The following is a 13,021-nucleotide window of genomic DNA, read 5'->3' as shown; positions in this document are numbered from 1 at the left end:
GAGGGTCATGACCCCGAGACGCTCGCCGAGCCCGTCTCGATGTGGCCCGTGTAGCGGCGCGACCAGGTGCTGTCGGAGTCGGCCAGGATCGTGAAGTCGTACCAGCCCTTGTGGTACGCCACCGCGTTGAAGAAGTCCTCGCGGGAGGAGTTCGCCGGGACGGTGTACGTCCACGGGCCGTCCGAACGGTAGGCGTTGGAGCGGATGGTGAAGGTGACCGGGGAGGCGGAGGAGTTCGTCATCCTGAACCAGATCGCCGTCTTGCCGGTACCGGGCTCCACTGCGAACCGCGCCGCCACCTCGATCGCCCTGCCCGCCCTGGACGCGTCGCCGATGAAGCGCCGCAGGAAGCGGTTCGGCCCGTACATCGAGATGTCGTACGTGCCGGAGCCGTGGCCGAGCCCGATGTGGAAGTAGTCCGTCGCGGCGCCGCCCGGGTCCACCGTGTACTGCCAGGCCGCCGTGTCCCGGTGCTGGTGCGGGTGGATCGAGAAGTGCGCCGGGCGCTTGGCCCGGGCGCCCTGGTTGGTCATCGAGAACCAGGCCGTGATCTGGCCGGCCGCCCCGAACTCGAAGCGGTCGAGGTTGCCGTTGACCTGGTACGGGAGGGCGCGCGCCGGGCGGGTACCGGGCTCCTGCGCCGGGAGGGCGTTGTCCTGCGGCACCGGGTTGGGCAGCGGGGCGCAGGTGGCCTGGCCGATCACCTCGGCGGTCGACGGGAGGCCCGCGGGGGCCCCGTACACCGGGTGCGCGAAGTCGAAGACGCCGGTCAGGTCGCCCACCACCCTGCGGCGCCACGCGCTGATGTTCGGGCAGGCGGCGGGGGTGCCGAGGGCTGCGGTCCAGGTCTCCATGAAGCGGAGCACCGAGGTGTGGTCGAAGACCTCCGAGCTGACCCATCCACCGCGCGTCCAGGGGGACATGACCAGCATGGGGACGCGGAAGCCGAGGCCGATCGGGAGGCCGTCCAGGTACTCGCCGGGGGTGCCGGGCGGGGCGACGGGCGGCGGCACGTGGTCGAAGAAGCCGTCGTTCTCGTCGTAGTTGAGGAACAGGACGGTGGAGTCGAAGACCTCGCGGTTCGCGGCGAGGGCGCGGTAGACCAGGTCCACGAAGTGCGCGCCGTCGCCGGGCGGGGCGTACGGGTGCTCCGAGAAGGCCTCGTTCGCGACGACCCAGGACACCTGGGGGAGGGTGCCGGCGACGGCGTCGGCGCGGATCGCGGCCGCGATGTCGTCCGGGGTGGAGCCGGTGACCTTGGGGACCGAGCCCATGCCCCGGTCCCACAGCGGGTTCCCGGGGGCCGCGTCGGTGAAGTTCTTGAAGTAGGCGAGACCGTTGTCGCCGTAGTTGTCCTGGGCGTTCTGGTAGACCTTCCAGGTCATCCCGGCGCGCTGCAGGGCTTCCGCGTACGTCTCCCAGGTCAGCCCCGACTCGTCGCCGCCGTCCTTGCTGGCGGCGTCGATCTTCCCGCTCCACAGGAACGTGCGGTTCGGGCCGGTCGCGCTGAGGGCGGAGCAGAAGTACGCGTCGCAGATCGTGTAGTGGTCGGCGAGGGCGTAGTGGAAGGGGATGTCGCCCCGGTCCAGGTGCCCGAGGGTGCGGGTGTTGCCGACGCCCAGGACCCAGTTGTCCATCCGGCCCTTGTTCCAGGCCGCGTGCTGCGAGGTCCAGCTGTGCGGGAGGTCGCCGCTGCACTGGGCCAGGGTCGCACCGTCCGCGCCGCCCGCCGGCGGGGTGGCGGACAGCTTCCACGGGTACTGCCGGGCGCCCCAGTTGGGCTGGTTGAACGTTCCCCAGCCGCCCGGGATGTTCCCGGCGGCGCGGTCGCCGAACCCGCGGACGCCCTTCAGCCTGCCGAAGTAGTGGTCGAAACTGCGGTTCTCCTGCATCAGGACCACCACGTGCTTCACATCGGTGATGGTGCCGCTCGCGGCGGCCGCGGCCGCCGACCGGGGCGCCACGACGGGCAGGGCCGCCCCCGCCATCAGCCCGGCGCCGATTCCCACGAAACCTCTTCGGCTGATCGGTGTCACTGGCCCCTCGCCTCCACCTGTGGTGCCCCGGCGGCACATCGACGGCAAGGGTGGCGGGGGTGGCTTCAAAGGTCTACAGCCGTGCGGTAAGAGTTCGGTGAACTTACGGGTGGCCGGAATCAGCCGTCGATCCGCACGAGCATCTTGCCCACGTTCTCGCCGCGGAGCATGCCCCGGAAGGCGTCCACCGTGTGTTCGAAGCCCTGCACAACGGTGGTGTCGGTGCCGATCCGGCCGGTGCGCAGATGGGGGACGAGGAAGTCCTCCAACTCGTCCTGAAGATTGGTGTGATGGCGAACCAATACGCCCTCCAGGCGCAGCGACTTGTGTACGACCTCGCAGAGGTTGCGGGGCGCGGCGGGGGAGCGGTCCCCGTTGTAGGTCGAGACGGCGCCGACCCAGGCGATCCGGCCGAACTCCCGCAGCGCGCCGATCGCGCCCTCCAGGTGCTCGCCGCCCACGTTGTCCACGTAGACGTCGATGCCGTCCGGAGCGGCCTTCCCCAGCTGCTCGCCGACCGGGCCGTCGTGGTAGTCGAAGGCCGCGTCGAAGCCGAGGACGTCCGTGAGGTGGCGGACCTTCGCCGCCGAGCCGGCGCTGCCGATGATCCGCCGGGCGCCCAGCAGCCGCGCGATGTGCCCGGTGGCGGTGCCGACCCCGCCCGCGGCGGCGGAGACGAAGAGGTCCTCGCCCTCCCGGAGCGCCGCGGTCCGGGTCAGCGCGGCGTACGCGGTCAGGCCCGTGCCGCCCAGGATGGACAGGTACGCCTCCAACGGGACGCCCGCGTGGCCCCGCAGCCTGCGGGTGCCGTCCACGCCGAGGGTGACGAGGGCGTGGGTGCGCCAGCCCTCGCGGTGGAAGACCAGGTCGCCCTCGCGCAGCCCCGGGTCGCGGGAGGCGGTCACCCGGCCCACCGAGCGGCCCTCCAGCGGGGTGTTCAGCTCGAAGCCGCCCTCGCCGCCGTCCATCAGGCCGCGGTGGTACGGGTCCACGGAGAGCAGCAGGTTCTCCACCAGGGCGGTGCCGGGTCGAGGCTCGGGGACCGGGGAGGCGACGTAGGCGAAGTCGGAGGCGGCGGGGAAGCCGTCGGTGCGGGCGATCTGGTGGACGGCGCGAGCGGTGTTCGTGGTCATGGCCCGAACGCTAGGAAGGAATCCCGGAGCCGGGCAGGGGGTTGGGTTCATGGAAGCCACGCATCCATGAACGCCACTCATACAACGAGGTGGGAGCCCCGGTGTCCGATCTCCTCCCGCAGGAACTGCGGATCCTGGTCGCCGTCGCGGAAGCCCGCGGGTTCTCCGCCGCGGCCGCGGCGCTCGGCCTCACCCAGTCGGCCGTATCGCACTCGGTGCGGGGGAGCGAGGCCAAGCTCGGCGCGGTGCTCTTCGAGCGCGGGCGGTCCGGGGCGTCGCCCACACCGGCGGGGGAGCGGGCGGTCGGCCACGCCCGCCGCATCCTGCGGCTGTACGAGGCCATGGGCGCGGAGGCGCGCGGCGCGGGCCGGGACGGGGGCCGCGACACGCTCGGCGGCGTACTGCGGATCGCGGCGTTCCGCAGCGCTGCCCTGCACCTGCTGCCAGCCGCCCTGGAACGGCTGACCGCCCGGCACCCCGGCATCCGCCCCGAGGTCCGCGTGGTGCGCGAGATCGGCGCCGGCGCGGCCGGGGAAGTGGCGGCGGGCCGTGCGGACCTGGGCATCGCCACCCTGGGCGGCTCGCAGGACCCGGCGCCGCCGGGCCTGCTGACCGGGGTGCTCATGCAGGAGGCGTACCGCCTGGTGCACCCGGCGGGGCATCCCGACCCGAGGTCGCTGCCCCTCATGGACTGGGACGAGAACTGCGGCTCCTACACCCGCGCCTGGTGGCGGGCCCAGGACTGGATCCCGCGAGCGACGGTCAAGGCGGAGGACGACGCGATGGTGCTGACCATGGTCGGCCGCGGCCTCGGCATGGCGATCATGCCCGAGCTCTCCCTGAGGGAGGCGACCGAGGCGGTGGAGATCACCGGATTGGGCCCGCAGGGGCCGGTGAGGCAGGTGGGATACGTCACGACGTCGGAAGCCGCCTCCACCCTCGCCATCAGGGCTCTGATCAGGGAACTTCGCTCCGCGAGAGGCTGAAACGGACCCTCGGGAGGCGGCTTTTCGAAGGGATTCGCGTCTCAGATAGTAGGAAGTCCGAGTAACTGCCGAGACATACAGCGGGACCTGCCCTAGCTTTGTAGGAGCCGAACGTCTCGCCGATCAGGCGAATGGCGGTCGAGAGCGCGCGCCCCTGGCAGGCAACCCCTGCGGCGCACAGCTCCCCGCCTCTTCCGGCGCCTTGAAGGAACCCCTCATCCGTGGCCCCGCCACGCCGTGATCTCAAGGAGTCGATCACCATGACCGCAACCACCACCGCCCGCCGCGTCCGCCACGCCTCCGCCTCGGCCGACGAGCGCAAGAACGCCGCCGCCGCCCTGCAGCGCGCCCTCGACCGCCGCGACAACGGCGGCTCGACCGGCCACTGACCCGCCCTGGCACAACGCCGCCCAGGACATTTCACGTCCACATCGTGGACGTGAAATGTCTGAGGGCTGGACACGGAGTACGGTTTCGCCATGTCGACCAGCATCAATCTCGCAGTGATCCCCGGTGATGGCATCGGCCAGGAAGTCGTGGCTCAGGGACTCAAGGTCCTTACCGCGGTCCTGCCCCAGGATGTGAAGCTGGAGACCAGGCAATACGACCTCGGCGCCCAGCGCTGGCACCGCACCGGTGAGACCCTCCCGGACGCGGAGCTCGAAGCCCTCAAGCACCACGACGCGATCCTGCTGGGCGCCATCGGCGACCCCTCGGTGCCGTCCGGCGTGCTGGAGCGCGGCCTGCTGCTGAAGCTGCGCTTCGCCTTCGACCACTTCATCAACCTGCGCCCGTCGAAGCTGTTCCCCAACACCGCCACCCCGCTGGCGGGCCGCCCGGACATCGACTTCGTCGTGGTCCGCGAGGGCACCGAGGGCCCGTACACCGGCAACGGCGGCAGCCTGCGCACGGGTACCCCGGCCGAGGTGGCCACCGAGGTCAGCATCAACACCGCGTACGGCGTCGAGCGCGTCGTCCGTGACGCGTACGAGCGGGCCAACTCCCGCCCCCGCAAGAAGCTGACGCTGGTCCACAAGAACAACGTCCTCGTGTACGCGGGCCACATGTGGAAGAACATCTTCGACAAGGTCGGCCAGGAGTACCCCGAGGTCACCACCGACTACCTGCACGTCGACGCCGCGACGATCTTCTTCGTCACCCAGCCGGAGCGCTTCGACGTCATCGTCACGGACAACCTTTTCGGTGACATCCTCACCGACCTGGCCGCAGCCGTCACCGGCGGAATCGGCCTGGCCGCCTCCGGGAACATCAACCCGACCGGCGCCTTCCCGTCCATGTTCGAGCCCGTCCACGGTTCGGCCCCGGACATCGCCGGCACCGGCAAGGCCGACCCGACCGCGACGATCCTCTCCGTCGCCCTGCTGCTGCGCCACCTGGGCTACGAGGCCGAGGCCGTCCGCATCGAGGACGCGGTCTCCGCCGACCTCGCCGAGCGCGACGGAACCTTCCGCTCCACCGACGCGATCGGCGACGCCCTCGCCGCGCGAGTAGCCGGCTGACCCGGCCGCTCCACCTCAGGAAGCCGCCGGGTCACAATGGGACCCGGCGGCTTTTCCTGTGCGGCCCCGGGTGCCACCATCTCCCCTGGGCCGCAATCCCCCGCTTCTCCGAAGCCTGCCCGCGCGCGATAATCGAACGCGAGGCCGCGGAATGCGGGGAAGCTCGGACGTCCTGGTGCGCCGTGAGCGCGGTCCGCCATACACAACCGGTGAAGGACAAGCACTCATGACGACGCCCACGATCGAGCTCAAGCCCTCCTCGAACCCGCTGTCCGACGCGGAGCGCGAGGCGATCCTGGCCAGCCCCGGCTTCGGCCGCCACTTCACCGACCACATGGTGACGATCAAGTGGACCGAGGGCCGCGGATGGCACGACGCCGAACTGGTCCCGTACGCGCCGCTCTCGATCGACCCGGCGAACATGACCCTGCACTACGCGCAGACGATCTTCGAGGGCCTCAAGGCCTACCGCCAGCCCGACGGCACCGTCGCCACGTTCCGCCCCGAGGCCAACGCCGCGCGCTTCCAGTCCTCCGCGCGCCGCATGGCCATGCCGGAGCTGCCGACCGAGCTGTTCATCGAGGCCTGCGACGTCCTGATCAAGCAGGACCGCGCCTGGGTGCCGGACTCCGGCGAGGCCTCGCTGTACCTGCGGCCCTTCATGTTCGCCTCCGAGGTCGGCCTCGGCGTCCGCCCGGCCAACGAGTTCCTCTTCATCGTCATCGCCTCGCCCGCCGGCGCGTACTTCCCCGGCGGCGTCAAGCCCGTCTCCGTCTGGCTCTCCGAGGACTACGTCCGCGCGGTCAAGGGCGGCACCGGCGCGGCCAAGACCGGCGGCAACTACGCCGCCTCGCTCGTCGCGCAGGCCCAGGCCGCCTCGCACGGCTGCGACCAGGTGGTCTGGCTCGACGCCGTCGAGCACCGCTGGATCGAGGAGATGGGCGGGATGAACCTGTACTTCGTGTACGGCGACCGCATCGTCACCCCCGAGCTCACCGGCTCGCTGCTCCCCGGCATCACCCGCGACTCCCTCCTCACCATCGCCCGCGACCTCGGCTACACCGCCGAAGAGGGCCGCCTGACCACCGAGGACTGGCAGCGCGACAACGCCAACGGCACCCTCACCGAGGTGTTCGCCTGCGGCACGGCCGCCGTCATCACCCCGGTCGGCTCGGTCAAGTCCGAGCGCGCCGACTGGACCCAGGGCGACGGCGAGCCCGGCGAGGTCACCATGCGCCTGCGCAAGGCGCTGCTGGAGCTCCAGACCGGCCGGGCCGCCGACACCCACGGCTGGATGCACCCCCTGGGCTAGGGGGCGCGGGTGTCGCCACCTGCGTACGGGAGCGGGCCCGCACTCCGGATCTCCGGGGTGCGGGCCCGCTCGCGTACGGGGGGGGCCTCAGGCGTTCGCGGGCTCCTCGGCGGCCGCCGGAGCCGGGGCGGGAGCGCAGCGGGCGGTGAGCGCTGCGTACACGAGCCCGCCGGTGAGGCCGGAGAGGACGAAGGAGCAGTCAACGCCGCCGGTGAGGGCGAGCAGCGGGCCCTCGTAGAAGGGGGTGGTCACGGCGAGCAGGCCGACGGCCGCGCCGATCGCCCAGGAGGCGGTGGCCGCGACGTTCCAGCCGGATCGGTACCAGTAGACCCCGCCCACCGACCGGCGGTTGAAGACCTGGAGCGCGTCGGCGTCGTAGACCCCGCGGCAGCGCACGTGGCCGATCAGGGTGATCACGGCCCACGGGGTGCCGATCGCGGTCAGCACCAGCACGAACGAGGTCATCGCGGACTGCACGTCCCACTCGAAGGACCCGATGAAGACGAAGGCGGTCGCGACGGCCGCGGCGATCACGGTGGCCGTGGTGCGGGTCGCCCGGGGGACGATCGCGTCGAGGTCCAGGCCCATGGAGTAGAGCATCAGCCCGGCGTTGCCGACCGAGCCGGCCGCGGCGGCCGCCAGCAGCGGGAGCAGGTACCACAGCGGCGCGGCCTCCACCAGCGGCCCGGCGTAGTCCAGGCCCGCCCGGGCGGCCAGTGCCGTGTAGGTGCCGAAGAGCTGCGGGATCAGCAGGCCGATCAGCAGGCCGAAGGCGGTGGCCCACAGGACCTTGCGCGAGCCGTGCCGGCGCGGGGAGATGTAGCGCGTGTAGTCGCCCAGCAGGGTGATGAAGGCGACGGGCCCGCTGAGGCCGGCGGCGACGGCGGCCAGCAGCCACGTCGGCCAGAAGGAGCCGAGCAGGTACGCGGTCTCGGGTGGCGCGGCGGTGGTGAAGTCCGGGGCGTAGGCGACGAAGCCGACCGCCAGCAGCACCACCATGGCGATGGACAGCACCTTGCTCATGCGCAGCAGCAGTCGGTAGCCGAAGACGGCCGCGACGACGGTACACGCGGCGAGGAAGCCGTACATCGCCGCCCGCGAGAGGCCGGTGTCCGGCAGCCCGGTGAGCCGCGCGAGGGTGCCGACCATCACGTCGCCGCCGATCCACAGCGTGAGTGCCGTGTAGCCGAGCGAGAGCAGCAGGCCCACCACCGAACCCACGAGCCGCCCCCGCACGCCGAACTGCGCGCCGCTGGAGGTGGAGAGGTTGGTCGCGGTGCGCAGGGAGACGAGTGCCAGCGGCGCGGTGAAGGCGATGCCGACGAGGGTGCCGGTCACGATGGCCGTGACCGAGGGCCACAGGCCCAGTCCGAAGGAGGGCGGCAGCCAGCCGAAGACGATCACACCGAGGCACAAGTTGGAGCCGAGCAGGATCGATATCAGGTCACGGGGACCGCTGGTCCGCTCCTCCTCCGGGATGGTGTCGACTCCGCGCTGTTCGATGGGCATGGGGGGACTCCCTTGGCAGGGCGGGGGGTGGTTGCGCTTGTGTTTGAGCGACACTCAATGTGACTCAAGCCCTGCGTTCAGGTCAATGATTCCCCGCAACGAAATGAAGAGTTAGAGTGATGCTCTAACCCATCGACTCAAGAGGTGGTGGATCGGCGTGCGGCTGACCCCTACGGAGCGCGACCGGCTGCTGCTCCGCAGCGCTGCGGAACTGGCCCGGGCCCGGCGGGCCCGTGGCCTGAAACTCAATGTCCCGGAGGCCACCGCGCTGATCGCGGACACGGTCTGCGAGGCCGCGCGCGACGGAAAGCGGCTGGCCGAGGCCATCGAGGAGGCCCGCAGCGTGCTGGGCCCCGACGACGTCCTGCCCGGCGTCGCAGACGTGGTCACCGAGGTCCACGTGGAGGCCGTCTTCGACGACGGATCCCGCCTCGCCGTGGTCTCGTCCCCCGTCCGGGGCGCGGTGCCGCTCGGCGAGGACGCCCCCGGCGCCGTCGTCCCCGGCCCCGGCGTCCCCCAGCCGGAGCCGGTCCTGCACCTGCACGTGCGCAACACCGCCGACGTGCCGGTGAGCGTGACCTCGCACTTCCACTTCTTCGAGGCGAACCCGCGCCTGGACTTCGACCGCGCCGCGGCCTACGGCATGCGGCTGTGCGTCCCGGCGGGCTCGTCCGTACGGTTCGACCCGCACGGCGAGGGCGACGTCGGCCTCGTCCCGCTCGGGGGCGACCGCATCGCGATCGGCTTCGCGGGTCTCGTCGACGGCCCGCTCGACGCCCCCGGGGCCAGGGAGGAGGCCCTGCGCCGCGCGGCCGCCTGCGGCTACCTCGGAGTCACCCCGACCGGGGCCGGCCAGGCCGGCCCCGCCGACCGCCCGGAAGGGACGACGGCATGAGCAGGCAGACACCGCACACCGACCACAGTGCGCACTGCGCGCCGGGCAGCCGGCACATCGATCCGCACGAGTACGCGGCCGTGTTCGGCCCCCGTGCGGGGGACCGGGTCCGGCTCGGCGACTCCGGGCTGACCGTCCGGGTGGAGTCGGACGCGCAGAAGCCGGGGGACGAGTTCCTGGCGGGCTTCGGCAAGACCGCCCGCGACGGCCTGCACCTGAAGGCGGCCGCGGTCCGCGAGACCTGCGACGTCGTGATCAGCAACGTCCTGGTCGTCGACGCCGTCCTCGGCATCCGCAAGGTCTCCATCGGCATCCGCGAGGGCCGCATCCACGCGATCGGCCGGGCCGGCAACCCCGACACCCTCGACGGCGTCGACGTCGTCGTCGGCACCGGCACCTCGATCGTCTCCGGCGAGGGTCTGATCGCCACCGCGGGCGCCGTGGACACCCACGTCCACCTGCTGTCCCCGCGCATCATGGAGGCCTCGCTCGCCGCGGGCGTCACCACCGTCATCGGCCAGGAGTTCGGCCCGGTGTGGGGCGTCGGCGTCAACTCCCCGTGGGCCCTGAAGCACGCCTTCAACGCTTTCGACGCCTGGCCCGTGAACATCGGCTTCCTCGCCCGCGGCTCCTCCTCCGACGCCGCACCCCTGGTCGAGGCCCTCGCCGAGGGCGGCGCCTGCGGCTTCAAGGTGCACGAGGACATGGGCGCCCACACCCGGGCCCTGGACACGGCGCTGCGGGTGGCCGAGGAGTACGACGTGCAGGTCGCCCTGCACAGCGACGGCCTCAACGAATGCCTGTCGGTCGAGGACACCCTGCGGGTGCTGGAGGGCCGGACCATCCACGCCTTCCACATCGAGGGCTGCGGCGGCGGACACGTCCCGAACGTGCTGAAGATGGCGGGCGTGCCCAACATCATCGGCTCCTCCACCAACCCCACGCTGCCCTTCGGCCGGGACGCGGTCGCCGAGCACTACGGCATGATCGTCTCCGTCCACGACCTCAAGCCCGACCTCCCCGGCGACGCCGCCATGGCCCGCGACCGGATCCGGGCCGGGACGATGGGCGCCGAGGACGTCCTGCACGACCTGGGCGCGATCGGCATCACCTCCTCCGACGCCCAGGGCATGGGCCGCGCCGGCGAGACCATCCGCCGCACCTTCGCGATGGCCGCGAAGATGAAGGGCGAGCTCGGCCCGCTGGAGGGCGACGGCGAGGGCGACGACAACGCCCGCGTGCTGCGCTACATGGCCAAGCTGACCATCAACCCGGCCATCGCCCACGGCCTGGCGCACGAGATCGGCTCCATCGAGGTCGGCAAGCTCGCCGACATCGTGCTCTGGCGCCCCCAGTTCTTCGGGGCCAAGCCGCAGCTCGTCCTCAAGTCCGGCTTCCCCGCCTACGGCGTCACCGGCGACCCCAACGCCGCCACCGACACCTGCGAACCCCTCGTCCTGGGGCCGCAGTTCGGCTCGTACGGGGCCACCGCGGCCGACATCTCCGTCGCCTTCGTCTCCGCCGCGGCCGCGGCCCTGGGCGGCGACGAGATGCCGACCCGCCGCCGCCGGGTCGCCGTCCGCGGCACCCGCGGCATCGGCCCCGGCGACCTGCTCCTCAACTCCCGGGTGGGCGCGGTCGACGTGGACGCGCGCAGCGGACTCGTCTCCCTCGACGGGGAACCCCTGCGCTCCGAAGCCGCCGAATCGGTCTCCCTCAACCGCCTGTACTTCCTCTGAGTCAGCACAGCCGTAAGGACCTGCCTGCCATGACCGCCAAGCCCGTGCACAACGGATTCCGGATGCCCGCCGAGTGGACGCCCCACGAGCGCACCTGGATGGCCTGGCCCAGCCCGAACCCGACCTTCACCAACGAGCAGGAGCTCGCCGAGGCCCGCGGGGCCTGGGGAGCCGTCGCCCGCGCGGTCCGCGCGTACGAGCCGGTGACCCTCGTCGTCTCCCCGGGCGACGCCGAGAACGCCCGGGCGATCGCCGGCGCCGGTGACGGCCACCCGCTCGACGTGGTCGAGCGCGAGCTCGACGACGCCTGGATGCGCGACATCGGCCCGACCTTCGTCACGAACGACGCCGGCGAGCTGGCCGCCGTCGACTGGACCTTCAACGGCTGGGGCGCCCAGGAGTGGGCCCGCTGGGACCACGACTCGAAGATCGCCCGCCAGGTCTCGGACGTGCTCGGCACCCGCACGTTCAGCACCCCGCTCGTCAACGAGGGCGGCGCCATCCACGTCGACGGCGAGGGCACCGTGCTGCTCACCGACACCGTCCAGCTGGGCAAGGGCCGCAACCCCGACTGGACCCGGGAGCAGGTCGAGACCGAGATCCACGCCCACCTCGGCACCACCAAGGCGATCTGGCTGCCGTACGGCCTGGCAGGCGACTACGGGACCTACGGCACCCAGGGCCACGTCGACATCGTCGCGGCCTTCGCCCGTCCCGGCGTGGTCATGGTGCACACCCAGCCCGACCCCTCCCACCCGGACCACGAGCGCTGCAAGACCATCGCGGCGATCCTGCGCGCGTCCACCGACGCCCGGGGCCGGCAGCTGGAGGTCGTGGAGGTCCCGGCGCCGACCGTGCTGGAGGAGGACGGCGAGTGGGTGGACTACTCCTACATCAACCACTACCTGTGCAACGACGGCGTCGTGCTGTGCTCCTTCGACGACCCGCGCGACGAGGAGGCCGCCGAGATCTTCCGCGGCCTGTTCCCCGAACGGACCGTGACCCTCGTTGACGCACGTACGATTTTCGCCGGGGGTGGCGGTATCCACTGCATCACCCAGCAGCAGCCGAAGGTCTGATCCGCGGACGAACGGCGGCCGAACGACGAGGAGTGGTCCATGGCGGCGGGCGGAGTACCGGTACGTGCGGCGCGCAAGAACGCGCCCCCGCGCGAGGACGTACTCGTCGCCGCCATGGCCACGATCGCCGAGCGCGGGCTGGAGGGCCTGACCATGGCCGGTCTGGGCCGCGAGGTCGGCATGAGCAGCGGCCACCTCCTCTACTACTTCCGCAGCAAGGACGAGCTCCTGCTCCAGACCCTGGAGTGGAGCGAGGCCGAACTGGGCAGCGCGCGGCGGGCCCTGCTCGCCCGCCGCGGTCCGGTGACCGAGCGCCTGCAGGCGTACGTGGACCTGTACGTGCCCACGCAGGCCCGCGACCCGCACTGGACGCTGTGGCTGGAGGTGTGGAACCGCTCCCAGAACGCCGGCCCCCAGGAACGCGACCGCCAGGCGGCCATCGAGGGCGCCTGGCACCGCGACCTGGTGGCGCTGCTCGCCGAGGGCATCTCGCGCGGGGAGTTCCGCCCGGTGGACGCCGAGCGCGTGGCCACCCGCATCCGGGCCCTGCTCGACGGCTTCAGCATCCAGCTGGCGGTGGGCCTGCCGACCCTCGACCGGACCGACATCCTGGCCCACGTGCGCGAGTTCCTCACCGACACCCTCAGCCCCAACGGCGACTGAGGCGCGGGGGTCCGCCCCGAAGGGACGGCAGCGCCCGCATGGTGAGACACCTGTCCATCCGCGGGGAGCGGTGTGCCACACTGCGACCGTGCCTGCTCAGCTCATGATTATTGACAGCAGCGCGCCGGTCCCCAGTGGCCGCTGAACCG

11 protein-coding genes are annotated in these 13,021 nt (G+C 71.9%); 8 read left to right on the top strand and 3 right to left on the bottom strand.

Going from position 1 to position 13,021, the window contains the following annotated elements; all coding sequences use genetic code 11:
* Positions 1-5: 5 nt before the first annotated feature.
* Complete coding sequence (locus tag OHA91_RS12100) at positions 6-2,036, bottom strand: phosphocholine-specific phospholipase C (RefSeq protein ID WP_328739224.1); 2,031 nt, start codon at positions 2,034-2,036, stop codon at positions 6-8.
* 119 nt (positions 2,037-2,155) lie between these two features.
* A complete protein-coding gene (locus tag OHA91_RS12095; RefSeq protein ID WP_328739223.1) occupies positions 2,156-3,169 on the bottom strand; it encodes an NADP-dependent oxidoreductase in 1,014 nt (337 codons plus the stop codon).
* 101 nt (positions 3,170-3,270) lie between these two features.
* Here OHA91_RS12095 and OHA91_RS12090 point away from each other — a divergent pair, with 101 nt between their 5' ends.
* From OHA91_RS12090 to OHA91_RS12075, 4 genes are all read left to right on the top strand, one after another.
* A complete protein-coding gene (locus OHA91_RS12090) occupies positions 3,271-4,155 on the top strand; it encodes a LysR family transcriptional regulator (protein ID WP_328739222.1) in 885 nt (294 codons plus the stop codon).
* Between the two features lie 260 nt (positions 4,156-4,415).
* The gene (locus OHA91_RS12085; RefSeq protein WP_258054012.1) at positions 4,416-4,544 is read left to right on the top strand and encodes a hypothetical protein; all 129 of its coding nucleotides are present in this window, start codon (positions 4,416-4,418) and stop codon (positions 4,542-4,544) included.
* 90 nt (positions 4,545-4,634) lie between these two features.
* Complete coding sequence (locus OHA91_RS12080; protein WP_031148591.1) at positions 4,635-5,675, top strand: 3-isopropylmalate dehydrogenase; 1,041 nt, start codon at positions 4,635-4,637, stop codon at positions 5,673-5,675.
* A gap of 226 nt (positions 5,676-5,901) precedes the next feature.
* On the top strand, positions 5,902-6,987 hold the full coding sequence (locus OHA91_RS12075; protein WP_031148593.1) for a branched-chain amino acid aminotransferase: 1,086 nt from the start codon (positions 5,902-5,904) through the stop codon (positions 6,985-6,987).
* Between the two features lie 87 nt (positions 6,988-7,074).
* On the opposite strand, the gene OHA91_RS12070 is transcribed toward OHA91_RS12075, so the two are convergent.
* Positions 7,075-8,496 carry a cytosine permease gene (locus tag OHA91_RS12070; RefSeq protein ID WP_031148595.1) on the bottom strand — a complete coding sequence of 474 codons (1,422 nt, stop codon included), beginning with the start codon at positions 8,494-8,496 and terminating at the stop codon, positions 7,075-7,077.
* 157 nt (positions 8,497-8,653) lie between these two features.
* Between OHA91_RS12070 and ureA the strand changes: the two genes are divergently transcribed.
* The 4 genes from ureA to OHA91_RS12050 are packed head-to-tail and all read left to right on the top strand — an operon-like array spanning position 8,654 to position 12,872.
* The gene (gene ureA / locus OHA91_RS12065) at positions 8,654-9,391 is read left to right on the top strand and encodes an urease subunit gamma (protein WP_051893010.1); all 738 of its coding nucleotides are present in this window, start codon (positions 8,654-8,656) and stop codon (positions 9,389-9,391) included.
* Positions 9,388-11,130, top strand: a complete 1,743-nt coding sequence (locus OHA91_RS12060) for an urease subunit alpha (protein WP_328739221.1) — start codon at positions 9,388-9,390, stop codon at positions 11,128-11,130. Before ureA ends, OHA91_RS12060 begins: the two co-directional genes overlap by 4 nt.
* A 29-nt stretch (positions 11,131-11,159) precedes the next feature.
* Positions 11,160-12,209, top strand: a complete 1,050-nt coding sequence (locus OHA91_RS12055; RefSeq protein ID WP_266497440.1) for an agmatine deiminase family protein — start codon at positions 11,160-11,162, stop codon at positions 12,207-12,209.
* 39 nt (positions 12,210-12,248) lie between these two features.
* Positions 12,249-12,872 (top strand): TetR/AcrR family transcriptional regulator, encoded by a 624-nt coding sequence (locus OHA91_RS12050; protein ID WP_031148602.1) that lies wholly within the window; start codon positions 12,249-12,251, stop codon positions 12,870-12,872.
* The last annotated feature ends 149 nt before the right edge of the window (positions 12,873-13,021 follow it).

The sequence above is a fragment of the Streptomyces erythrochromogenes genome (assembly GCF_036170895.1).
Classification (GTDB): domain Bacteria; phylum Actinomycetota; class Actinomycetes; order Streptomycetales; family Streptomycetaceae; genus Streptomyces; species Streptomyces erythrochromogenes.
The sequence above is the reverse complement of the archived record's forward strand: the minus strand, read 5'-3'. Positions and strand labels throughout refer to the sequence as shown.

What these genes read in the sequence shown, in the direction of transcription:
- OHA91_RS12095 (WP_328739223.1), bottom strand. Translation starts at nt 3,169, where the DNA reads ATGACCACGAACACCGCTCGCGCCGTCCACCAGATCGCCCGCACCGAC.
- OHA91_RS12085 (WP_258054012.1), top strand. Translation starts at nt 4,416, where the DNA reads ATGACCGCAACCACCACCGCCCGCCGCGTCCGCCACGCCTCCGCCTCG.
- OHA91_RS12080 (WP_031148591.1), top strand. Translation starts at nt 4,635, where the DNA reads ATGTCGACCAGCATCAATCTCGCAGTGATCCCCGGTGATGGCATCGGC.
- OHA91_RS12075 (WP_031148593.1), top strand. Translation starts at nt 5,902, where the DNA reads ATGACGACGCCCACGATCGAGCTCAAGCCCTCCTCGAACCCGCTGTCC.
- OHA91_RS12070 (WP_031148595.1), bottom strand. Translation starts at nt 8,496, where the DNA reads ATGCCCATCGAACAGCGCGGAGTCGACACCATCCCGGAGGAGGAGCGG.
- OHA91_RS12060 (WP_328739221.1), top strand. Translation starts at nt 9,388, where the DNA reads ATGAGCAGGCAGACACCGCACACCGACCACAGTGCGCACTGCGCGCCG.
- OHA91_RS12055 (WP_266497440.1), top strand. Translation starts at nt 11,160, where the DNA reads ATGACCGCCAAGCCCGTGCACAACGGATTCCGGATGCCCGCCGAGTGG.
- OHA91_RS12050 (WP_031148602.1), top strand. Translation starts at nt 12,249, where the DNA reads ATGGCGGCGGGCGGAGTACCGGTACGTGCGGCGCGCAAGAACGCGCCC.